This is a genomic window from Mesorhizobium sp. M8A.F.Ca.ET.161.01.1.1, assembly GCF_004792105.1.
In the GTDB taxonomy this organism is placed as follows: Bacteria; Pseudomonadota; Alphaproteobacteria; order Rhizobiales; family Rhizobiaceae; genus Mesorhizobium.
This window is the reverse complement of sequence record NZ_SRTD01000005.1, coordinates 260,729-281,591: the sequence shown is the minus strand read 5'-3', so window position 1 is coordinate 281,591 and position 20,863 is coordinate 260,729. Positions and strand designations below refer to the sequence as shown.

20 protein-coding genes are annotated in these 20,863 nt (G+C 64.9%); 6 read left to right on the top strand and 14 right to left on the bottom strand.

Translation table 11 applies throughout. The annotated features are described in order from the left end of the window. Positions 1-93 precede the first annotated feature (93 nt). The 6 genes from EN804_RS15565 to EN804_RS15540 all read right to left on the bottom strand — a co-directional run bounded on the left by EN804_RS15565 (position 94) and on the right by EN804_RS15540 (position 6,771). Complete coding sequence (locus EN804_RS15565; RefSeq protein ID WP_135920140.1) at positions 94-987, bottom strand: sugar phosphate isomerase/epimerase; 894 nt, start codon at positions 985-987, stop codon at positions 94-96. 71 nt (positions 988-1,058) lie between these two features. Further along, entirely contained in the window at positions 1,059-1,997 is a 939-nt protein-coding gene (locus EN804_RS15560) for an ABC transporter substrate-binding protein (protein WP_135914855.1), read from the bottom strand. A gap of 79 nt (positions 1,998-2,076) precedes the next feature. After that, positions 2,077-3,075, bottom strand: coding sequence for a ribose ABC transporter permease (locus EN804_RS15555; RefSeq protein WP_127279100.1), 999 nt, complete (start codon positions 3,073-3,075; stop codon positions 2,077-2,079). Next, a complete protein-coding gene (locus tag EN804_RS15550; protein WP_135920138.1) occupies positions 3,072-4,616 on the bottom strand; it encodes a sugar ABC transporter ATP-binding protein in 1,545 nt (514 codons plus the stop codon). Before EN804_RS15550 ends, EN804_RS15555 begins: the two co-directional genes overlap by 4 nt. Continuing rightward, positions 4,613-5,992 (bottom strand): carbohydrate kinase, encoded by a 1,380-nt coding sequence (locus tag EN804_RS15545; RefSeq protein WP_135920136.1) that lies wholly within the window; start codon positions 5,990-5,992, stop codon positions 4,613-4,615. Before EN804_RS15545 ends, EN804_RS15550 begins: the two co-directional genes overlap by 4 nt. Continuing rightward, positions 5,989-6,771 carry a DeoR/GlpR family DNA-binding transcription regulator gene (locus EN804_RS15540; protein WP_127279097.1) on the bottom strand — a complete coding sequence of 261 codons (783 nt, stop codon included), beginning with the start codon at positions 6,769-6,771 and terminating at the stop codon, positions 5,989-5,991. Before EN804_RS15540 ends, EN804_RS15545 begins: the two co-directional genes overlap by 4 nt. A gap of 180 nt (positions 6,772-6,951) precedes the next feature. On the opposite strand from EN804_RS15540, the gene EN804_RS15535 reads away from it, so the two are divergent. Genes EN804_RS15535 through EN804_RS15525 form a run of 3 tightly spaced genes read left to right on the top strand, consistent with a single transcriptional unit; the run spans position 6,952 to position 10,120 of the window. Next, positions 6,952-7,992, top strand: a complete 1,041-nt coding sequence (locus EN804_RS15535; protein WP_135920134.1) for a class II aldolase/adducin family protein — start codon at positions 6,952-6,954, stop codon at positions 7,990-7,992. Positions 7,993-8,003: 11 nt separating this feature from the next. Then, positions 8,004-9,278 carry an FGGY-family carbohydrate kinase gene (locus EN804_RS15530; RefSeq protein ID WP_135920132.1) on the top strand — a complete coding sequence of 425 codons (1,275 nt, stop codon included), beginning with the start codon at positions 8,004-8,006 and terminating at the stop codon, positions 9,276-9,278. Next, on the top strand, positions 9,275-10,120 hold the full coding sequence (locus EN804_RS15525) for a TIGR01459 family HAD-type hydrolase (protein WP_135920130.1): 846 nt from the start codon (positions 9,275-9,277) through the stop codon (positions 10,118-10,120). Before EN804_RS15530 ends, EN804_RS15525 begins: the two co-directional genes overlap by 4 nt. Here the strand turns inward: EN804_RS15525 and EN804_RS15520 are convergent. Then, a complete protein-coding gene (locus tag EN804_RS15520) occupies positions 10,107-11,057 on the bottom strand; it encodes a sugar-binding transcriptional regulator (protein ID WP_245464457.1) in 951 nt (316 codons plus the stop codon). The two genes, EN804_RS15525 and EN804_RS15520, sit on opposite strands and share 14 nt — an antisense overlap. Before the next feature lie 245 nt (positions 11,058-11,302). Between EN804_RS15520 and EN804_RS15515 the strand changes: the two genes are divergently transcribed. Further along, positions 11,303-12,103, top strand: a complete 801-nt coding sequence (locus EN804_RS15515) for a hypothetical protein (RefSeq protein ID WP_127279794.1) — start codon at positions 11,303-11,305, stop codon at positions 12,101-12,103. 27 nt (positions 12,104-12,130) lie between these two features. Here EN804_RS15515 and ptsP read toward each other — a convergent pair whose 3' ends face one another. The 5 genes from ptsP to EN804_RS15490 are packed head-to-tail and all read right to left on the bottom strand — an operon-like array spanning position 12,131 to position 16,844. After that, a complete protein-coding gene (gene ptsP / locus EN804_RS15510) occupies positions 12,131-14,107 on the bottom strand; it encodes a phosphoenolpyruvate--protein phosphotransferase (RefSeq protein WP_135920128.1) in 1,977 nt (658 codons plus the stop codon). Between the two features lie 56 nt (positions 14,108-14,163). After that, a complete protein-coding gene (locus tag EN804_RS15505; protein ID WP_127279792.1) occupies positions 14,164-14,544 on the bottom strand; it encodes a PTS glucitol/sorbitol transporter subunit IIA in 381 nt (126 codons plus the stop codon). Between the two features lie 26 nt (positions 14,545-14,570). Continuing rightward, complete coding sequence (locus EN804_RS15500; RefSeq protein WP_127872181.1) at positions 14,571-15,575, bottom strand: PTS glucitol/sorbitol transporter subunit IIB; 1,005 nt, start codon at positions 15,573-15,575, stop codon at positions 14,571-14,573. Between the two features lie 16 nt (positions 15,576-15,591). Then, the gene (locus EN804_RS15495; RefSeq protein ID WP_127279228.1) at positions 15,592-16,353 is read right to left on the bottom strand and encodes a PTS glucitol/sorbitol transporter subunit IIC; all 762 of its coding nucleotides are present in this window, start codon (positions 16,351-16,353) and stop codon (positions 15,592-15,594) included. A 53-nt stretch (positions 16,354-16,406) separates the two neighbouring features. Then, the gene (locus EN804_RS15490; RefSeq protein ID WP_015315467.1) at positions 16,407-16,844 is read right to left on the bottom strand and encodes a transcriptional regulator GutM; all 438 of its coding nucleotides are present in this window, start codon (positions 16,842-16,844) and stop codon (positions 16,407-16,409) included. Positions 16,845-17,036: 192 nt separating this feature from the next. Here EN804_RS15490 and EN804_RS15485 point away from each other — a divergent pair, with 192 nt between their 5' ends. Together EN804_RS15485 and EN804_RS15480 are read left to right on the top strand one after the other, a co-directional pair. After that, on the top strand, positions 17,037-17,678 hold the full coding sequence (locus EN804_RS15485) for a hypothetical protein (protein ID WP_135920127.1): 642 nt from the start codon (positions 17,037-17,039) through the stop codon (positions 17,676-17,678). Between the two features lie 99 nt (positions 17,679-17,777). Next, the gene (locus EN804_RS15480; RefSeq protein WP_127872179.1) at positions 17,778-18,452 is read left to right on the top strand and encodes an HAD family phosphatase; all 675 of its coding nucleotides are present in this window, start codon (positions 17,778-17,780) and stop codon (positions 18,450-18,452) included. On the opposite strand, the gene EN804_RS15475 is transcribed toward EN804_RS15480, so the two are convergent. Both EN804_RS15475 and EN804_RS15470 read right to left on the bottom strand, forming a co-directional pair. Then, entirely contained in the window at positions 18,453-19,502 is a 1,050-nt protein-coding gene (locus EN804_RS15475; RefSeq protein WP_135914828.1) for a DUF930 domain-containing protein, read from the bottom strand. 121 nt (positions 19,503-19,623) lie between these two features. Beyond that, entirely contained in the window at positions 19,624-20,763 is a 1,140-nt protein-coding gene (locus EN804_RS15470) for a DUF930 domain-containing protein (RefSeq protein ID WP_135914826.1), read from the bottom strand. Positions 20,764-20,863 lie beyond the last annotated feature (100 nt).

The following is a 20,863-nucleotide window of genomic DNA, read 5'->3' as shown; positions in this document are numbered from 1 at the left end:
GATGCACATGACGGGAGCAATGCCGTGCCATGCGAAACAGGCGCGGCCGCGCATCCGGGCATGCCTTCCGCTGTCCGCGTCGACCTTGAGTTGCTACGGTTTGTGTGGCGCGGAGACGAGTTCAGCCTTGCGTTGCGCCGTCTCCATTCCGAGGCCGATGAAGGCGCGCGCGTGTTTGGCGAGCGCCATATTGTCGGTCCACAGATTGCGCCAGATTGCGGTCTTCTTCGACAGGTTCTCGTCGACGATCTCCGAGGAGAAGGATTCGAAGCTGAGATCGTCGGCGTAGCCGATTGCGGTCAGCGCATCGAAAATCGCCGCGAAGTCGATATTGCCGGTGCCGAGGAAGCCGCGATGGCTTTCGCCGATATGGACATAGCCGATCTTGGCTGCCGCGTGACGGATGGCGAGCCCGAGATCGGCCTCCTCGATGTTCATATGGAAGGTGTCGAGATGCAGGAAGATGTTGTCCGACCCGGTGTCCTTGATGAACGCCAGGCCCTGCGCGGCGGTGTTGAGCAGATTGCTTTCGAAGCGGTTGACGATTTCCAGGTTGAGCGTGACGCCGGCCGCCTTCGCCGTCTCGGCAACCTTGGCCAGCGCCGCGGCGCTGCGGTTCCATTGATCGCGTGTCGGCGCCTCGACCTGCAGGCCATGGGCGGTCGACAGAATGCCGGCGACCTTGCTGCCGCCAAGGTCGCGCGTCAACGCGACGGTCTGGTTGAGGATCTCGACGCCGCGCGCGGCGATCGCCTTGTCGGCGCTCGATATGTCGCCATCACCAGGCAACCCGATGCTGATCGCCACGCCGAGGCCGAGATCGGCGATGCGTTTGGCAAGGCCGCCAATATCGACATCGGCGGGGTCGAGATAGGAGAATTCTATCAGGTCGAAACCGGCCTCCTTGGTATTGGCCAGCGTGCGTTCGAGCTCGTGCTGCGCCGAGCTTGCCGACCAGACGAAAGAATGGATTCCGATGCGCGACATGATCGTCTCCGGCATTGAGGTGGGAGAATGGGTGCGGCCGGATCGCGCCGGCCGCACCAGCCTTGGGAGGCTTAGCGGGCCGCGGTCCAGCCCTTGTAGTCCTTCAGGTTCTCGGCCGTGATCAGCTTCGGGTCGAGCAGCACGGTGGCCTCCGCCGGCTTCTTGCCAGCCAGCAGATCGGCCGCCATGGTCAGCGACTGGCCGGCCATCACATAGGGATCCTGTGAGGCCGAAGCCTTGATCATCGATTTGCCGGAAGAAAGTTCCTTCTCGATATCCGGCGCGCCGTCGACCGCGGTGAAGATGAACTCCGAACGATTGAGCTGCTTGGCGGCGAGCTCGGCGCCGATCGCCGTCGGATCGTTGATGGCGAACACCGCGTCGATCTTGTCGAAACGGGTGAGCAGCGACTGGAACACTTTCAGGCCGCCATCGCGCGAGCCTTCGGCGTTCTGGTCGTCGGACAGGATCTTGATGTCGGGATGCTGGGCAAGCACGTTCTTGCAGCCCTTCACACGTTCCAGGATCGACGACGACGCCGGTCCATTGAGGATGACGTAGTCGCCCTTGCCGCCCGTGTGGTCTACCAGGTACTGGCAGGCTTCCTCGCCGGCCTTGACGTTGTTGGTCATCACGGTGACATCGGCGCCCGGCGCCGAAACGTCGAAGGCGGCGACGACGATGCCGGCGGCCTGCGCCTTCTTCACAGCCGGTGCGATCGCCTTGGCATCGACCGCGTTGAGCATGATCACGTCGACGCCGGCGGCGATAAAGGAATCGACCTGCGAGACCTGCTTGTTGAGGTCGTAGTCGGCCGATACCGATGTCACCTCGACCTTCGGATTGATCTTCTTGGCCGCATCCTCGATGCCCTTGATGGTGGCGACGAAGAACGGGTTGCCGAGCAGGCCGACCGAGATGCCGACCTTGTTGAGGTCCTTGGCCGATGCCGGCGCGATGGCGACGGCCGCGAAAGCGGCGCCGCAGAGCAGTCTGGTGATGATCTTCATTACGCTTACTTCCTCCGATGCACCGCGCCTCTCACGGTGCGTTGCACGAGCCGGTCGTTGATGCCGGCGACCAGGTCACTCACGTTCTTGCCCCTGCCTGGAGCCGGTAGCGGTCGAGGGCGACCGCCACGATGATGACCAATCCCTTGATGATGTACTGCCAGATGTCCGAGACACCGGCCAAGATGAGCCCGTTGGAGAGCACCGCGATGATCAGCCCGCCGATCAGCGTGCCCCAGATCGAGCCGACGCCGCCGACGAAACTGGTGCCGCCGAGGATGACGGCGGCGATGGCGTCGAGTTCATAGCTTTGTCCGAGTTGCAGGCCGTTGGCGGCGTAGAGCCGGGCCGCCGACATGGCGCCGCCAAGGCCGGCGAGCAGACCGGAAACGCCATAGACGAAGAGCAGCACCAGCGGCACCTTGATGCCGGTCAGCCGCGCAGCCTCGGCGTTGCCGCCGACGGCGTAGATCCAGGTGCCGAGCACGGTGCGTTTGAGCACCAGCCAGGACAGCACCACCACCGACAGCGCGATGATGACCAGCCAGGGGATACCGAGCACCGAACCGTTGCCGATGAAGTCGAACGGCAGGTCGGAGTTGAACACCGTCGTGTCCTGCCCGAGCAGGCGGGCAACGCCGCGCACGGCGGTCAGCGAACCGAGCGTCACGATGAACGGCGGCAGCCTGATATAGGCGACCAGCAACCCGTTGATGAGCCCGAAGCCAAGGCCGACCAGGATGGCCGCCGGCACGCCGAGCAGGCCCCAGTCCGGCACCAGCGACACCAGCACCGCCACCATCGCCGAGGCGGCAAGGATGGAGCCGACCGACAGGTCGATGCCGCCGGTCAGGATGACGAAGGTCATGCCGGCGGCAAGCACGATGTTGATCGACGATTGCTGCGTGACGATCAGCAGGTTGGTGCCGGTGAGAAAGCGCGGATTGATGAACTGGAAGCCGGCGGCCAGCAGCACCAGCACCGGCAGCATGCCAAGGGCCGCAAGCGCGGTGCGCAGCCGCCGGCTCCTGACCGCCGCCTGATCCACACTTTTCGTCCCGGTCGTCCTGTCTGTCATCGCTGAGACGCTCCCGTCGCAAGTTCCATGATCGCTTCCTGGCGAAGCGGCTCGCCTTCGGATGCCGTCACCTCGCCAGCGATCGCGCCATCGCGCATCACCAGCACGCGGTCGGCGACGCCGATCACCTCGGGCAATTCGCTGGAGATCATCAGGATGGCGATGCCCTTGTTGGCGAGGTTGTCGATCAGCCGGTAGATTTCCGATTTTGCGCCGACATCGACGCCGCGGGTCGGCTCGTCGAGGATGACCACCTTCGGCTCGGTCTCCAGCAGGCGCGCGAGCAGCACCTTCTGCTGGTTGCCGCCCGACAGCGAGCCGGCATTGGCCTGTGCCGAGCCGGTGCGGATGGAGAGGTCCGCAATGGCCTTCGCCGCTCTCCTGTCGGCGGCGGTGAAATCGCGAAATCCGCCGGCTCGCGCGTCCCTGGCCAGCACGCCCATGCTGATGTTGTCGGAAATCGACATGTCGAGGAACAGGCCGAGTTCCTTGCGATCCTCGGTGAGGTAGGCGATGCCGGCGTCGAGCGCCTCGCGCGGCGAACCGATGGTCACGGCCTTGCCGTCGAGTTCCATCGTGCCGGCGCTGCGCTTGTCAGCGCCGAAGATCAGCCTGGCAAGCTCGGTGCGGCCCGAGCCGACGAGGCCGGCCAGTGCCAGCACCTCGCCGTGGTGGAGGTCGAACGAACAGTTCTTCAGCAAGTGCGCGTCGGACATGCCGCGCACCGAGAGCGCCACGGCGCGTTTCTCGTCCGGCGGGCGATGATCCTTCTTGTAGAAGGCGGAGAGATCGCGGCCGACCATCATCGACACCAGCCGCGAGGCGTTGAGGTCGGCACGCTCCAGCGTACCGACATAGCCGCTGTCGCGCAGCACGCTGACGCGGTCGGCGAGTTGGTAGACCTCTTCCATGCGATGGCTGATGTAGATGATGGCGATGCCTTGCGCCTTCAGCGTCGCGATCACCTCGAACAGCCGGTCGGTCTCGCGCGAGGTCAGCGACGTGGTCGGCTCGTCCATGACGATGATGCGCGCATTGGTCGACAGCGCCCGGGCGATCTCGACCAGCTGGCGCTCGCCGAGCGACAGGCTGGAAACCAGGGCACGCGCCGAGAAGGCGACGCCGAGCCGGTCGACGATCTCGGCAGCGCGTCGGTTGCACTGGTCCCGGTCGACGACGCCGAAGCGCCGCGGCTCGTTGCCGAGGAAGATGTTCTGCGCCACCGTCAGGTTCGGCGCCAGCGACAGCTCCTGGTAGATCACCGCGATACCGGCCGCGCGTGCCTTGATCGGATCGCCGGTCGCGGCGGGCGCGCCATCGATCAGGATCTCGCCGCCGGGGTCCGGCCGATAGGCGCCCGACAGCACCTTCATCAGCGTCGACTTGCCGGCGCCGTTCTCGCCCATCAGCGCGTGCAATTCGCCGGCGTGGACGCTGAGCGAGACGTCCTGCAGGGCGCGGATCGCGCCGAAGGTCTTCGAGATGTGGCGCATCTCCAGCACCGGCTGGCGTGTCGTCTGCATTTGGACTGCCGCGCTCATCGCGCACCACCCGCTGCCTTGGCGGCGGCACCGTGCCCGGCAACGCGGTCGCGCCAGGCCTCGCGATAGCCGGCAAGACCGCCGAATTGCGTCGCCCGCACCGGCTCCGGCGGCTCGGCGGCGAAGTCGCATCCCACGCTCTCGAAGGCGAGCGCCGCGGCACCGGTGGCGCTGCCTTCCAACGAGGCGCCTTGCAGGAAGGTCTGGCCGGGGCGCAGCTGCGCCAGCAGTCCGGCAAGCAGGCCGCCAGTGTTCAGCCCGCCATCGACGATCACCGTGTTATCGGAATGGATGAGATCGAGGCAAAGGTCGACCATCAGCGCAACGTAGAGCAACGCCACCGCCGCGCGTTGCACGGCGCTGGGCGTACCGCCGATGATTTCGCCGCTACGGTCCGATATCGGTCCACCCGGCGCGAAACTCGGCAGTGCCATGAGACCGGCGTCGAGCGCCTGCTGTATCGAGCCTAGCGGGATCGCGCCTTGCCAGCCGCCGCTGATGACGGCGAACTCGCGCCCGCCCATGAATCGTATGGTCGGCACCGGGCCGCCATCGACGTCGACATTGACCAGCATGTCGCGCTCGTGGTCGAGCGCCTCGAGCGGACAGTCTGGATTGAGCACGACGACCCAGGTGCCGGTCGAGACGACGGTCAGCGGCCCAAGCCCTTGCCGGCGATAGGCGTACAGCGCCGCATTGGAGTCGTGGACGCCATTGTGGATGGCGATCGATCGCTCGGTATTGCCGAAGCGCTGCTCGCCGATGACGGCGCCGGCACGTTCGAAAGCCGGCATCTGGCCGCGCCAGCCCTCGGCGTCGACCAGCGAGGAGAAATCTCGTTCGCGCGGCGCCCATAAATGCGAATGGCAGCCGAGATAGGAGACTTCCGAGACTGGCCTGCCGCCGAGGCGCCAGCTCCAGTACTGGGGATAGCCCAGAATTGATGTCGCGTTCGAAAACGCGTCGGGATCGACCTGCTGCAGCCACAGCATATGACGGCCATAGTTGAAGCCGAGCGGCAGGCGGGGAGAAAAGGTTTCGGCGAAATCCGGGATGCGGCGGTCGATCCGCACCGCGATTTCGGCCGGCGGCTCCTGCTCGTAGTCGAGGATCGGATGGGTCAGCGCCTTGCCGTCGACAAGGGCGAAGGTGCAACCATGACCCGACACCATCACCCCTTCCACACCATGGTTTTCGACCGCGTCGGTGACGGCGCCGAACGCCCAGTCATGGAGTGCTGCCTCGTCGAGTACGCTGAAGCCGCCTTGTTGCACCCATTTCGGCTGCGTCCGCCGTTCGTCGAGAATGCGCCCGTCCTGGCCGAAGACGAACAGCTTCGAGTTGGTCTTGCCGAAGTCGAGCACCGCCACGTTCACGCGAGGGCTCCCGAGGTCGAAGCGATCCGCACCATGACGCCGGCGTCCTCCAGCATGCGGGCATCGGCATCGGAGAGGCCGTCATCGGTCACCAGCGTGCCGATGCGCGACAGCGGCAGCGCGACATTGCGCGCGTGGATCGACAGTTTGCGGCTGTCGGCCAGCACCACGATCTGATCGGCGCAGAGGCTGAGATCGACGATGGAGCGCACCAGCAGCGGATGCGATTCCAGCAGCCCTTCCTGGTTGAGGCCTTGCGTCCCGAGAAAGAATTTCGAGGCATAGAAGGGCGTCGCCTGGGTCGGTGAATGGATGATGCCGGGCTCGCGGTGCAGGTCACCGCCGGCGACGGTCAGGCTGCAATGGCCATGGTCGCTGAGATAGGCCGCGAGCGGCATCGAATTGGTGTAGAGCCGGATGTTGCGGTCGGCGAGCTTGACGCCGAGATGGAAACAGGTCGAGCCGCCATGGACGATGACCGCATCGCCATCGCGCACCATGGTCGCGGCGGCGGCTGCGATCTGCCGCTTGGCCTCGACGGCAAGGTCACGGTTCTCGTCATAGGGCCGGGCATAGGCGACGCCCGCATGCGAAGCCCCGTCGAGTGCAGAAATGCCGCCATAGACCTTGCGGGCTTCACCGGCCTCGTCGATCCGGTCGATATCGCGCCGGACCGTCGCCGCCGAGACCCCGAGCCGCTCCTGCAGCTCGCGCACGGAGGCGAACGGGCGGTCCCGCAGCAGTTCGACGATCTGACGCTGGCGGCCGAAGTCGCTCAACCCTTCCTCCCTGACGCCATCTCCCACGGCAATTGGTGCAACTTAATCAACACTAGCCGGATTGCAAGCTTGTTTTGATGATAGTAGATCACTGTTGACGCAGATCGCTCATATCTGCGATATCAGCGCCAGCAGCGACCCGGTGACGGGATCGCATGCAAACGTTGGAGGAAAGGCGCCGTGGCAACCCAAGCTGATGCACAGGAACTGGCCGCCTTGCGGGCGCTTTCGGCCAGCATCGGGCTGAACCCGCACATGACGCAGGCGGCGGGCGGCAACACCTCGCTGAAGGCCGGCGACACGCTGTGGATCAAGGCCTCGGGCACCTGGCTGAAGGATGCGCTCAGCGCCGACATCATGGTGCCGGTGGCGATGGCACCGCTGCTCGAGGCCGTCGAACAGCGCGATCCAACCGCCGACAGGCCACAGGCCTTCGCCATCGAAGACCTCAATTCGCGTGGCCTGCGCCCGTCGATCGAGACCACCGTGCATGCCTTGATGCCGCAACGCGTGGTGCTGCATGTCCATTGCGTCGACACGATTTCGCTTGCCGTGCAAGCAGATGGCGAGGCCGAGGTGGCCAGGCGGCTGGATGGCATCGAATGGGCCTGGGTGCCCTATTTCCGGCCGGGTCTGCCGCTCGCCCGCGGCATTGCCGCGAAATTGCGGCCCGGGGTCGACGTGCTGATCCTTGGCAATCACGGGCTGGTGGTTGCTGCCGAAACCGTCGCCGAGGCGGAGGCTTTGCTGCACCGCGTCCGGTCGCTGCTGGCGCGGCCGGCGCGCGCCACCGCCCCGCCTGATATCGCCGCCTTGACGGCGCTCGCCGGCGACTACCGATTGCCGGCGGATGTCGAAGCGCATGCGGTCGCGCTCGATTCGGAAAGCCTGGATATGGCCGAGGGCGGCAGCCTTTATCCGGACCACGTCATCTTTCTAGGCCAGGGCTCGGTCGTTGCGAGGCCGGGCGAGAACGTGGCCGGCGTCACCGCGCGGCTCGGCGCGGCACCCGTGGCGATCCTGTTTCCCGGCGCCGGCGTGCTGATGCGCGGCGACGCCGGCGCCGGTGCCGACGCCATGCAGCGTTGCCTTGCCGACGTGACCGCGCGCGTCGATGGCAAGGCGCGGCTGAACTATCTCACCGCCGCCGAGAATGACGAACTGGTCAACTGGGACGCCGAGCAGTATCGCCAGAAGCTCAATGCGGCCGGCACGGCCTAGCGAGGGACGACATGACGCCACTTGTCGTCGGCATCGACATCGGCACCTCCGGCGCCCGCGCCGTCGCCATGCGTCAGGATTTTTCCATTGCCGGCCAGTCCGCTGTCCGGCTCGACAAATTCGGCCAGAACCCACGCGACCCCTCGGCATGGTGGCAGGCGGTCCAGGCGGCGCTGACGGAACTGATTTCGGCCGTCGACCGCGCCGCGATCCGCGCCATCGCCATCGACGGCACATCGGGCACCCTGCTGCCGGTCGACGCTGATGGGCGGCCTCTGGCCGAGCCGCTGATGTACAACGACAAGGTCGATGACGGCGACATCCTGGCCGCGATCGCCCGCGCGGCGCCGGAAGCGAGCGCCGCCCACGGGGCGACTTCCGGCCTGGCCAAGGCGCTCCGGTACCAGCATCTGCCCGGCATAGCGGCCGTGCTGCACCAGGCCGACTGGATCGCCGGCAACCTGTCCGGGCGCTTCGATGTCAGCGACGAGAACAATGCGCTCAAGACCGGCTACGACGTCGAGGCGCGCCGCTGGCCGGATTGGATCGCGGCCACCGGCATGCGCATGGATTTGCTGCCTGATGTCATCGAGCCGGGCGACGTCACGGGCACCCTCACCGCGGCCGCCGCCGCGCTTTTCGGCCTGCCGCGCGATGTGGTCGTGGTTGCCGGCACCACGGACGGCTGTGCCTCGTTCCTGGCGACGGGCGCCACGGCGGCCGGCGACGGTGTCACGGCGCTGGGGTCCTCGCTGACCATCAAGATCCTGTCCGACCGGCCGATCTCGGCGCCGCGCTTTGGCATCTACAGCCATCGTCTTGGCGACACCTGGCTGGCAGGCGGCGCCTCGAACTCCGGCGGCAAGGTGCTGGCGCAGCATTTTCCGCTCGCGCGGATCATCGAACTCAGCGCGATGATCGACCCCACGACCGAGACCGGCCTCGACTACTATCCGCTTGGGACGGCTGGCGAGCGGTTCCCGATCGCCGATCCGGCCTTGCCGCCGCGTCTCACCCCACGGCCTGCTGACGATGCCGATTACCTCAAGGCGATGTTCGAGGGCATGGCGGCGATCGAAGCGCTTGGTTACGGCAGGCTGGCCGAACTCGGCGCGCCGGCCCTGACCTCCATTCGCAGCGTCGGCGGCGGCGCCGCCAATCCGGTATGGAGCGCGATCCGGCAGCGCAAGCTCGGCGTCGCGTTCCTGCCGGCATTGTCGGACGAGGCCGCCGCCGGTACGGCCCGGCTGGCGCTGAAAGGCGCCAGCGAGGCAGGGCTCTTATGAAAAAGGTCGAACGTCTCGACGGCATCGGGAAGCTGGCGCAACGCTACCAGGTCTTCCTGCTCGACCAGTTCGGCGTGCTGCATGACGGCCAAGCTCCGTATCCCGGTGCGGTGGAGGCATTGTCCACGCTGAAGCGCGCCGGCAAGACCGTGGTGCTGATCTCCAATTCCGGCAAGCGCGCCCGGCCCAACGAGGATCGCCTGCTGAAGCTCGGCTTCGAGGCCGGCAGTTGGGACCATTTTGTGTCTTCCGGCGAGGTAGCGTGGCGACGTTTCCATGACATGGCGGCGGCAGGAGTGTTGCGGTCCGGCACGAAATGCCTGTTGATCAGCCGCGACGGCGACCGCAGCGCGATCGAAGGCCTGCCCTTCGCGCTGACAGAGGCCGGCGAGGACGCCGAGCTGGTGCTGATCTCGGCCAGTGAGGGGGACCGCCACGACCTCGACCATTATCGCCGGCTGCTGGGCCCGGCAGCGGCGCGGCAAGTGCCGTGCTTCTGTACCAATCCCGATAGGATCATGCTGACAGCGGTCGGACCCCGCTTCGGCGCCGGCGAGATCGCCGATCTCTACGAGAACCTGGGCGGCGGCGTCACCCGCATCGGCAAGCCCTATCCGGCGATCTTCGATGCCGCACTTGCACTGGCCGGCGAGCCGGACCGCCACAGGGTGGTCTGCGTCGGCGACAGCGTCGAACACGATATTGCAGGCGGCAATGGTGTCGGCATCGCCACCGCGTTGGTATTGGGTGGGATCCTGGCCGGCGCGCCTGACCTCGCCGCTGTTTTCGGCGAGCACAAGGCCTGGCCGGACTACATCACGGGATCGTTCAGCTTTCGCTGACCGCATTCAGCATACGCCTTGCGCTTTCCTCGTCGGTGATCAGGATTGTCGGCGCAATCAGATTCATGGCGCCGAGCAGCGCGTCGGTCTTCTCCGCGCCGCCGGAGGTCAGAATGCGGATCGGCGCCTTGCGCAGCCGGTCGACATCCACCGACATCACATGGTTGTTGACGGGATGGTCGACCAGATCGCCATTGCGGTCGTAGAAATGGAACAGAAGGTCGCCGACGGCGCCGCGCGCCAGCAGCGCCTCGCGGTCCGCTTCCCTGAGGAAGCCGCCGCGCGAGAAGGTGGTGGCCGAAGCGATGCCGCCGACACTCAGCAGAACGGCATCGAGCGCGTCGGCCATCTCAAAAACCTCCTGCAGGCCGCAGCGCTCGACCAGCGCGATCTTGGTCTCGACGCTGTCGACGACGGCCGGCGTCGGCATCAGATAGCCATCGCCCTGGAAAATCTGGGCGAAGCGCCACGCGAACTCGGCCGGGTTGACCCGGCGCGCGACGCCGACGCCACCAAGCAGCGAAATCACCTTGAAATCGGTCAGCGATTTGGCGCTGATGAACGGCAAGGTGTGGAACAGCGTATTGCCCCAGCCGACGCCGACCTGCATGCCGGATTTCATCGCGTCGGACAGGAACATGCCGGTCTTGGCGGCGATCGCCGGGATCGGATCGGCATTGGCCGCGGTCAACGGCGCCACCAGCGCCTGCTGCAGCCCGAAGGTCCTTTCGAGCGCGCGCTCCAGCCGCACGATCTCCAGAAGCTCGCTCTCGATGGTGATCTTGACCTCGTTGCGCGACCGCGCCTCCGCCAGCATGCGCACGATGGTGACGCGGCCGACGCCAAGCACATCGGCGATCTCGTTCTGCGTCATCTGCTCGACGAAATACATCCAGGCGGCGCGGATCCTGAGGCGGTCCGTTCGGCTCTCGCTGATGACCGGCTCGGTCGCTTCGGCTCCTGCCCGCCTTTCGGTGGCCCCCCTTTCCTCGGCCCCCTTTTCCTCGATTTGTCGTCCCCTGGCCAAATCATCCCTCCCCCGCGGCGGCGGACGCGCGCCGTCGCCGATTCTGCGTGCTGGTCTAGTATCGCCTATTGATCTACCAATCGATAGGAACAATGTAGAGTCGGTGGCCGCCCTACTGCAGCTGGCCCCGCACGGCACATTCGAGGCAAACCGCGATGCTCCGACAAATCTCCGAAGACGTCCGCGTCAACCTCAAGGACCGGCTGCGGGAAGTCCGCGACATCATCCGCCAGAGCCGTCATGACGGCAGCGGCGACGCCAGCGCCCTGCGCGAAGCCACCAGCCATCTTCCGCCGTTTCCGGGCAAAGGCATCGAAGGCCTGCTCAGCCATGCCGCGAGCGCCGTCGACGAAGCGCTGTCGATCGCCGAATCCTTCGTCCCGCATGAACGCCCGATAAGCGTCGATGGAACGACCGTCAAAGGTCTCGGCACCTATTTTCCGGCCGGGGACGAAGACCAGCAATTGAACGCCGAGCGCCTGTTCCGGCGCGACATGTACTATCTGAGCAAGGCCGTGCTTGCCGGGCTGAAGATCGAGAATGCCCGTATCCATGAAGCCGGTTTTGCCGCCGTCCACGCGGCCATGCGCAAGCGCCATGGCGATCTGTTGGCCGCGCTGGCCGCGCCGGGTGCCGGACTGCAGGCAATCGCGGCCACCTGCGCGGGGCTTTTGATCGAATTGCTCAACCAGCGCCCGGTCCGCTTTGGCGAAGCCGCGCCGGAATCGAATGCTGCTGGCGGCCGGGCGCTCGATATAAGCTGCCTGGCGCCGGTCGTCCTGGCTTGCGGCCTGGCGACAACCGGCCGCGACGGCGCGCCGGAGCCAGACATGCTGGAGATCGCGATGCTGGCCGCCGATATACGTCATGAGCGCATTGTCCAGGCCTGCGCCAAGGCGAGCCCGGTCGATGAATTGACCCCTGTCTTCGCCACCTTGCTTGCGCACCTGCCGTAAGGCCTCCCAGCGCAGCGGTCGCAGGAACTACTCCCCGGCCGCCATCGCCGTGATCGTCTTCTTGGCGCGCTGGATCGAGGCCGGGCTCATCGACAGCTCGGTCAGGCCCATCTTCACGAAGGCCGGAATGAGATCCGGCCGACCTGCCGCCTCGCCGCACATTCCCACCATGATGCCAGCGGCGACCCCGGCCCTGGCCGTCAGTTCGATCGCCGACATCACGGCCGGATTGGTGACGTCGTTGAGCTTCGCAACCGTCGGGTTGAGCCTGTCGGCGGCCATGATGTACTGGGTGAGATCATTGGTGCCGATCGAGAAGAAAGCCACCTCCCTGGCCAGTGCCGGTGCGATCAGCACCGCGGCCGGGGTTTCGATCATCACGCCGAGATCGAACGTGGCGTGCGGCACGCCTTCGGCCTTGAGTTCGGCGGCGCATTCATCGACCAGTGCGCGGCTGCGCGTCACTTCGGAAATATCCGACACCATCGGCAGCATCACCTTGATGTTGCCGTGTACGGCGGCCCTCAGCAGCGCCCTCAGCTGGCGCTTGAAGATATCGGGCCGGTCGAGGCACATGCGGATGCCGCGCCAGCCGAGGAAGGGATTTTCCTCGTCGGGAAACTCGATGCCGGCGATCGGCTTGTCGCCGCCGATGTCGAGCGTGCGCACGATGACCGGATAGGGGGCGAAGGCTTTGGCCAGCGCCGCATAGGTCTCGGCCTGCATGTCTTCCGACGGCAGGTGCATATGGCGCATGAACAGAAGCTCGGTCCGGAACAGGCCGACACCCATGGCGCCGGCTTCCTGCGCAGCCTCGATCTCCTCCAGCGAGCCGATATTGGCCGCGACCTCGATAGTCCTGCCGTCCGCCAGCTTCGGCGTCACCGTCTTGAACGCGGTCAGGCCGGCACGCTCCTTGGCCGCCGCTTCGACGCGGCCGGCGAAATCGGCGCGTGTGGCCGCATCGGGGTCGATGATCACCTGGCCGCTGTTGCCGTCGAGCGCCACCTCTTGCGCCGTGCGCAAGGCATTGATCTTGTCGCCGAGGCCCAGCACCGCCGGAATGCCGTGCGAGCGGGCGATGATGGCGATGTGCGAGGTGGCGCCGCCATGGCCGCACACCACGCCGCCGATGCGTTTCAGCGGCGCGCGCGCCAGATCCCAGGCGCCGATGTCGTCGGCGATGAGAATGGCGCCTTGCGGGATGTTCTCGAGGCTGACGTCGTCTTGGCCCAGCAGCACCAGGCAGATCTGCCGTCCGACCGCATGGACATCGTCGGCCCGCGCATTGAGGTAATGATCGTCGACGGCGCTGAAATCGGCGGCGATGGTGGAAGCGGCGGTGATCGTGGCCGACACCGCGTCATTGCCGCCCTTGATCGCCTTCTCGGCCTCGCCGGTCAGGCTGTCGTCGGCGGCGATATCCCTGAGCGCCGCGACGATGCCCCGGTCACCGGCCGACAGACTGTCCTGCGCCAGCGCCCGGTCCATGCGCGCCTGGACGGCGGCGACGGCGGCGCGGAATCTGTCGATTTCGCCGGCGATTTCTTCTGCCTGCAGCATGCGGCCCTGTCCCGCGATATCAGGCGGGAAATGCGCGAAGGCGGGTCCGATGGCGACGCCCTCGCTTGCGGCGACACCGCGCAAACCATTCGCCTCGCCTGATACCGCCGGCGCGGATTGGGGCGCGGGCGCCGCTTCCTTGCCTGCGTCATTCGCCGGGGCGTGGGTGTCTTCGTCATCGAGACCCGCCGTTGGGTTCTCGAGATAGCCGATCAACGCCTCGATCGCCTCGATGGCATCGGCGCCGTTCGCCCGCACGGTGACTTCCTGGTTTTCCTTGACCGCCAACAGCATCAGCTTGACCGAGCTCTTGGCGCTGACCGCCTTGCCGTCCTTGACCAGTTCGACGTCGGATTCGAAACCCTTCGCGAGCTTCACGAAGCGTGTGGCGGGGCGGGCGTGCAAACCTTCATGCACTCTGACGATGGTCGAGCGTTCCATGGCAAATACTCTGCTTTTTTGGGCGCCAAAGCCAGACTGGGCGGGCGCAAGTGCTTTCAGGCGGCGATGGTGATGATCGCGTCTGTCTTCAGGGCGGCCACGAGGGCTTGGCGATCGACCTGCGATGCGCAGATCTCGCCCGGCCTTTCGGCCTCGGTGGCGCCGTTGAACGAGATGACGACGTGGCCCATCTCGAGGACCTTGCTCCAGGCGCTGGAGCCGACGGCGGTTATGACGGCGGTAACCGGACCAAGGGTGATCGACGCGCCCTTTTCAGGCGCGCCGTCACTGGGTCCGAGCTCCGTCTTGTGGAGCACCGAGACCTCGGCAAGCTCCGGCGGCGAGCCATCCGCGAACAGGATGACCACGCCCCCTTCGGCAAGGTCCGCCACTTCGGGTCCTATTGCCGTGACCCGTGTCTTGAGAAAAACCGACATATGGCGAACCTCGTTATTTCAGGTGTTTAGAATACGATCAGGGAGACGACCCAGGCGATCAGCACCGAGACCGGCCCCATGATCTGGCGGCTGATGAGCACCGCAGGCACGCCGATCTCGATGGTTTTCGGCTTGGCTTCGCCGAGCGCCAGGCCGACCGGGACGAAGTCGCAGCCCACCTGGGTGTTGTAGGCAAACAGCGCCGGCAGCGCCATTGCCGGCGAAATCGTGCCGTTGGCGATCTGCGGGCCGATGATGGCCACGCCGATGACCTGCGCGATGACGGCGCCTGGTCCCAGGATGGGCGACAGGAACGGCAGTCCGCAGATTGCCGAGATGATCAGCAGGCCGACGATGTTGTTGGCCAGCGGTCCCATCGGCTGCGCCAGCACGTCGCCGATGCCGGTGTACAGGATCAGGCCGATGAGCATGGTCACGAAGGCCATGAACGGCAGCACGTTGCGAACCACCTGGTCGATCGTGCGGCGGCCGGCATTGAAGAAGATGCCGACCACACGGCCCATGACGCGGCCGATCGAGCTGATCAGGCCGATAAGCCCGCCTTCGCTCGGCAGCGGCTGTGGCGCAGCGGCTGAAGTGTTGTTGTTTGAACTCATCGGCGCTGCTCCCCCCGCAGTGGTGACCGCTTCGGATCCGTCCGCCATTGCGACGTTGGCCGGCTTCACGCCCGAAACGTAGATGTCCTCCGTGATGAACTGGGCGAGCGGCCCAGCCTGTCCGACCGGCGTCAGATTGACGGTCGGGATGCGCTTGCGCGGATAGACGCCGCAGCGTGCGGTGCCACCGCAGTCGACGACCACAACCGCCATCTCACCTTCGATCGGCGGCGCCTTGAAGCCGTCGACGGCCGTGGCGCCGGTCATGTCGGCGATAAGTTGGGCGACAGGATGGATGCCGCCGCCGGTGACGGAGACGATCTTGTCGCGCTGGGCGGTCGGCTCGATGACGAGCGGGCCGCCCCAGCCTGTGTTACCCCGGGAGATCTTTACGGCTTTGAATGTCTTGTCCATGATGTCCTCCCCGCCCTTACAGCTCGACGCCCTGACGGCGTGCCATGATGGCGGTGATGCGCTCGGTCAGCATGCCCTTGAGCAGAATGACGACCAGGCCGACGATGGCGTACCAGATCGCCACCTTGACGTGGTAACCGGCGACGACGGCGCCCTTCTTTTCCAGCTCCAGCAGCGCGACCAGAATGCCGCCCCAGACGAAATATTCGCCGGGGTTGATGTGCGGGAACAGGCCGAGCGGCGGATGCACGTAGGAGACCGCCGCGTCATAGAAGGCGGGTTTGTGCTTCTCTTCGAGAAACGATCCGAACGTATAGGCCATCGGATTGGTGAGGAAGAACACAGCCAGCAGCGGCAGCAGCGTGTAGCGCGTCAGCGCGATCCTGCCGGCACCGCGCGCCAGGCCATGCACGCGCTCTTCGCCGACCAGTTCGGTGACGGCATAGAAGGCGGTCATAAGCACCACAAGCGTCGGGATGATACCGGTGACGAAGCCGGCGAACACTTCGCCGCCCTTCTGGAAGATGCCGATGAAGTACTTGCCGATGGCGGTCAGCCAACCGAGCTGCTCCTCCTGCTGGACGTCCTTCAGCTTTTCCTTGAACTGGTCGACGGTGATCGGCCCGCTGTCGGCCTGCGCCAGGACAACGAGATGGTCGGAAGCATGCTCTACCGCAAGCTTGCCATGCAAAGCAGCATCCGAGACCATGGCACCCGCGACATGCAGATTGTGCACGGCCATGTCGGCATGCTGCGCCAACAACGAAAATACAGACATTTCTCCTCCTTATGCCGGCCCGCCGGGTGGTCCCAGTCGGCGCACGGCCTCCTCTATGCCCTTGCTACGTTCAAGCCGGCCAGGCCCGGCTTCTTCCCCGGCTCCGACCGTGCTTTGTCGATCTGTTCGATCGCCCGCTTCACGGCCTCGGCCACACCGGGTTCCCCCTCCCCCATGATCGCAGGGTTGGACCGGAGTCGATCGAGGGGAACACCCTCGAATTCTTCATGTCGTTTGAATTTGGTGAACACGGAACGGCCGCTCATCACCATCATCCGGCGCACGATCAGGTCAGGCGTCACCACGACCAGCGCGATGGTCCCCTTGGCAAATCGGCCGCGAAAATTGCCTGCGCCGACGAAGCCGTCCTTGTATTGGTCGGTGACGCCCCGGAAGACATCCGAATAGTGCCGCATCTGCAGCCAGACGCCGAGCGACTGCAACGCCCACACAATAACCAGCAGAAGCAGTCCCCACTGCCAAATCGCCATTCGGTTCTCCTCCCGAAGCCTCAGTCGAGGCGCACCTTGGACCGGCACGCGACAACAGCAAAGTGAGAACATTTGTTTCCGCGAATGTCAATATGTATGATATTGACCTCGACCTCGGTCATCCACAGGGCCGTCGGCCGATTTCGGCGGCGGCACGGCTGTGCTAGCCTGTCGTGAAACGGGATGCATACAATGGAACTGCCCTTCAGGGACGAATTGGCCCTCATGCCCGACCTGCGCCACCGGCTGCGGCAGTTGCGTTGGTTCCGCGCCACTTTCCGTGGCAGCGCCAAGGTGGTCTCGGACACATTCGGCGTGCGCTTCGAAATCGACGAGGCGAAGCTGACGCGGGCTTTTCTCGACTGGGTCGAGGTCATGGAAGCGCAGAAGCGGTTTGCCGCGATCGACCGGGCCGACTTCATCGTCTTTGCCGCCGGCCTTGTGTTGCGCGAACTGATAAAACAGGCGCCGGCCAGGGAGATCTCCGGTCTTACCCAGCTCGTCGAAACGGATCAGAATGCCGGCACGCTGGACATCATCCGCTTCTGGCCGGAAGGCTTTCTCTACACCAACTACTGCGTCTCGGTCATTTCGGCCATCTACGAGCAGGAGTTCGGCTCGGCGCCCAGTATCGACAAATGCGCCGACGACCTGCGCACCTGGTGGTCCTATCGCGAGAACGTCACCGAAATCCCGGCCTATGCCGTGGCTTTCCTCGACCGCTTCCTGGGCGCGGAGCCCAACTGGATCACGCCCGACCGCGCGCAGTCGCGGCAGGCCATGCAACGGGCACTGGGGTCCTCCCGCGCCAGCGACGTGTTGCGCCGGCTTTGAGCATCGCCGGTTTTCGCATGTCCCCAAAAAACACCGCTATTGAACATCTGACTTTTTGCCGATAGCGATGTGCGAAATTTGAGTTGAGGAGACAAGCGCGTGGCGCGAGCAAGGCCCATCATCTTCGATTGCGACGGCGTTCTCGTCGACAGCGAGCCCCTGGCCGCCAGGGCCTACGAGCGCGTCTATGAAAAGCATGGCATGCCGGGCGTTCACGGCGGCATCATCGCGCAGTGCGTCGGCATGAAACAGGCCGACATCATCGTCAGGATCAAGGAATTGACCGGCCATCAGTTTCCCGCGGCCGCCGACAGCGATATCTGGGCCGAGACCAAGATCCTGTTTTCGCAGGAATTGAAGCCGACACCGGGAATCGCCGCATTCCTGGAGACGCTCGACGGCGACCGCTGCGTTGCCTCGTCGTCCTCCGTCGAACGCATCAACCACAGCCTGGCCATCACCGGGCTGGCGCGGTTCTTCGGCGATGCGATCTACAGCTCTTCGATGGTCAAGAACGGCAAGCCCGCGCCTGATATTTTCCTGTTCGCCGCGGCGGCGATGGGCGCCAGTCCGGCCGACTGCATCGTCATCGAGGATTCGCCTTTCGGCATCCAGGGCGCGGTTGCCGCCGGCATGACGGCGGTCGGCTATACAGGTGGCGGACATACTTATGCGGAGCATGCCGCACGGCTGATGGCCGCCGGTGCCGATTTCGTCTGCGCCGACTGGAGTGAAGTGAGCCGGCAATTGTCGGGGCTCGGTGTACCGGCGTAGCTAGTAAAGCCCAAGGCGGGCCCATTGGTCGCGCGGGATCACTGGCCCCACACGGAAATTAAAGGACAGGACCCTCGTCGCATTGGTGTCGACCTCGCACCGGAAGCCCAGATGAAACCAGGTAGTTGTGGTGCGGAAGGCTACATCCGAGCCGTCAACAACATTGCCCGCTCTAAGTGGGACACTTGGGATCAGGTCGGGAAAGTAAGAGGCGTCCAGCAATTGCTGCTGCAACACACTGGCACAAAGTTTGGCTCCCCGCTGACTGCGCGGCAAACCACCCATCGAGGTCGTGGCCAACGCATCGTCAGTGGCACCCTGCGAGTAGAGTTTGCGAACGCCCGGAAGGCCCGAGTCGCGCTGCGATGCCGACTTCGAGACCTTGGGTTTCGGCGCATTTGCTGGTTTGGGCTTTGGCGCTTCGGCTGATGTGGGAAGCTCGACGTCGCCATCGGCAGCCAACGGCGTTGATAGCGCGCCCTGTTGCTTGGCGGCTTCGAGCCCCGCCTGCTTTTCTGCCTCCTGTTTGGCTGCCTGTTGTTTATCCACGTCCTCGGTTGAAGCTGCCTGCTTCTGCGCGTCCTTGGCTGGGTCGGAGTCTGGTGGTGTGGCAGGCTGGTTTTCCGCCGGCTTCGGTTCGACCGGCGGCTTCGAAGGCTCATTCTTGGCCGGGAATGGCGAGCTGTCTTGAGCGCTGGTCCCATCCAGGGATTTCCTCGGGCCGGTATCCTTGTCGCCGAACTGAAAAACGGGCTTCAGGACCTCCACTGGCGGGGGCTTCTGCGCCTGCTTTTCCGACGGAGGCTGTTTCTCAACCTTCTGCTCAGGCGGTTTCTCTACCTTTGGTTTCGGTGGAGGCGGAACAGGTTTCGGCTTTGGCTGATCGGGCGGAGGCACGAGCGCGACATTGACCGGCTGCTCCTCCCGCAGCTGTTGGGGAGGGATTGGCAGCCCATATATCAGGATCGCCGCGATGAGCACGTGCAGGATCAGCGATGCGGGCACGCCCCACAACAGATTCCGACGCCGTTCTCGTGCCTCGTCCTTCATCACCTTCGATGTGGAATGAAATCGCGGCGGCTTCAAGCACGGGCACTGGATTGGCGCTATTTAACCGCCGACAGCTTGGCGACCTGGATGACCGGCGATTGTCCCGGCTCGGCGTGCCGGCCTAATTTAGCGGATACTTGGTGAATCCACGGCTGGCCCATTCGCCGGGCGGGATCAATGACCCAACACGGAAGTTGAAAGACAGGACCCTCGTCGCATCAGCGTCGACCTCGCACCGGAAGTTCAGACTGTACCATTGGGTTCTGGTGCTGAAGGCGGCATGCGGAGGGTTAAGGACGTTGCCCAGCTTCAGCGGAATGGTTGGCACCCATTTGGGCGAATAATCGGCACTTTGCAATTCCTGGTCCAGAACGTTGCCGCAAAGGTTGGCAACGCGCTGATCGCGCGGCACGTTGTCCATGGAGCTTGTGGCCAGCGCATTGCCGGTTGCGCCTTGCGAGTAAAGCTTTCTGACGCCCGGAAGGCCGGAGTAGATCGGCGATCCCGCAGCCTCGGTGTTGGTGGGATTTGACCTTCCCGCCTTCCCGCCTGGGGCTTTGAAGGCTGTTGCGGATTTGAACTTCATCGGCTTTGCGGGTTTAGGCTTTGCCTTTTCTTCCGAGGATGGAGGCGCCGGCTTGTCGGCGGCCTCGGCAGCCAATGGCTTTGGCGCCACGACCGCTTGCTTTTCGCCGGTTTGCGGCGTCGCCTGCTGTTTGTCGGTGTCTTCAGTCTCCTCCTTTTTCTCGCTTTGCGCGGGTTTTTCGGCCGGCACGGCGGTTGCCGGCTTCTCGTCGGCCCTGTCGGAGGCTGCCTCTTGCTCAGGCGCAGCGGATTGGGTCGGGGCGGGCTTCGGTTCGACTGGCGGCTTCGCGGCCTCATCCTTGGCCGGCAACGGTGCATTGACTTGAGCGCTGCCGCCGTCGAGAGATTTCTCAGGCCCCGTATCCTTTTCGCCATATTGAAAAACGCGCTTCAGTACCGGAGTGTTCACCGGCTTGGGCGGCTGCTCGGGCGGTTTTTCAACCTTGGGTTCCGGCGGCTTTTCGGCTTTGGGCTGCGTTGGCGGTGGGGGAACAGGTTTCGGCTTCGGCTGATCGGGCGGAGGCACGATCGCGACATTGACCGGCTGTTCCTCCCGCGGCTGCTGGGGACGTGGGGGCACACCATATATCAGCAGCGCCGCGACAAGCACGTGCAGGATCAGCGATGCGGGGATACCCCACAACAGATTCCGATGCCTTTCTCGTGCCTCGTTCATCCTGACGGATGTGGAATGAAATAGCGGCGGCTTCAAGCATACGGATAGGATTGGCGCAATTTGGCCACTGACAGCTTGGTGATCTGGATGATCACGCGCG